At 45.1% G+C, this 1,187-nt stretch carries 1 protein-coding gene; it reads left to right on the forward strand.

The features are described from left to right. Positions 1 to 178 precede the first annotated feature (178 nt). Positions 179 to 1,039 (forward strand): broad-spectrum class A beta-lactamase TEM-1, encoded by an 861-nt coding sequence (locus ACJHYW_RS25200; RefSeq protein WP_000027057.1) that lies wholly within the window; start codon positions 179 to 181, stop codon positions 1,037 to 1,039. Positions 1,040 to 1,187: the final 148 nt, after the last annotated feature.

Below are 1,187 nucleotides of genomic sequence, written 5' to 3' on the forward strand. Positions count from 1 at the left end.
CCTATTTTTATAGGTTAATGTCATGATAATAATGGTTTCTTAGACGTCAGGTGGCACTTTTCGGGGAAATGTGCGCGGAACCCCTATTTGTTTATTTTTCTAAATACATTCAAATATGTATCCGCTCATGAGACAATAACCCTGGTAAATGCTTCAATAATATTGAAAAAGGAAGAGTATGAGTATTCAACATTTTCGTGTCGCCCTTATTCCCTTTTTTGCGGCATTTTGCCTTCCTGTTTTTGCTCACCCAGAAACGCTGGTGAAAGTAAAAGATGCTGAAGATCAGTTGGGTGCACGAGTGGGTTACATCGAACTGGATCTCAACAGCGGTAAGATCCTTGAGAGTTTTCGCCCCGAAGAACGTTTTCCAATGATGAGCACTTTTAAAGTTCTGCTATGTGGTGCGGTATTATCCCGTGTTGACGCCGGGCAAGAGCAACTCGGTCGCCGCATACACTATTCTCAGAATGACTTGGTTGAGTACTCACCAGTCACAGAAAAGCATCTTACGGATGGCATGACAGTAAGAGAATTATGCAGTGCTGCCATAACCATGAGTGATAACACTGCTGCCAACTTACTTCTGACAACGATCGGAGGACCGAAGGAGCTAACCGCTTTTTTGCACAACATGGGGGATCATGTAACTCGCCTTGATCGTTGGGAACCGGAGCTGAATGAAGCCATACCAAACGACGAGCGTGACACCACGATGCCTGCAGCAATGGCAACAACGTTGCGCAAACTATTAACTGGCGAACTACTTACTCTAGCTTCCCGGCAACAATTAATAGACTGGATGGAGGCGGATAAAGTTGCAGGACCACTTCTGCGCTCGGCCCTTCCGGCTGGCTGGTTTATTGCTGATAAATCTGGAGCCGGTGAGCGTGGGTCTCGCGGTATCATTGCAGCACTGGGGCCAGATGGTAAGCCCTCCCGTATCGTAGTTATCTACACGACGGGGAGTCAGGCAACTATGGATGAACGAAATAGACAGATCGCTGAGATAGGTGCCTCACTGATTAAGCATTGGTAACTGTCAGACCAAGTTTACTCATATATACTTTAGATTGATTTAAAACTTCATTTTTAATTTAAAAGGATCTAGGTGAAGATCCTTTTTGATAATCTCATGACCAAAATCCCTTAACGTGAGTTTTCGTTCCACTGAGCGTCAGACCCCT

Origin of the sequence: Escherichia sp. WS3063 (assembly GCF_046486595.1) — a bacterium.
Taxonomy (GTDB): domain Bacteria; phylum Pseudomonadota; class Gammaproteobacteria; order Enterobacterales; family Enterobacteriaceae; genus Escherichia; species Escherichia coli.

Coding starts and splice junctions, on each gene's coding strand:
- ACJHYW_RS25200 (WP_000027057.1), top strand. CDS start 179: ATGAGTATTCAACATTTTCGTGTCGCCCTTATTCCCTTTTTTGCGGCA.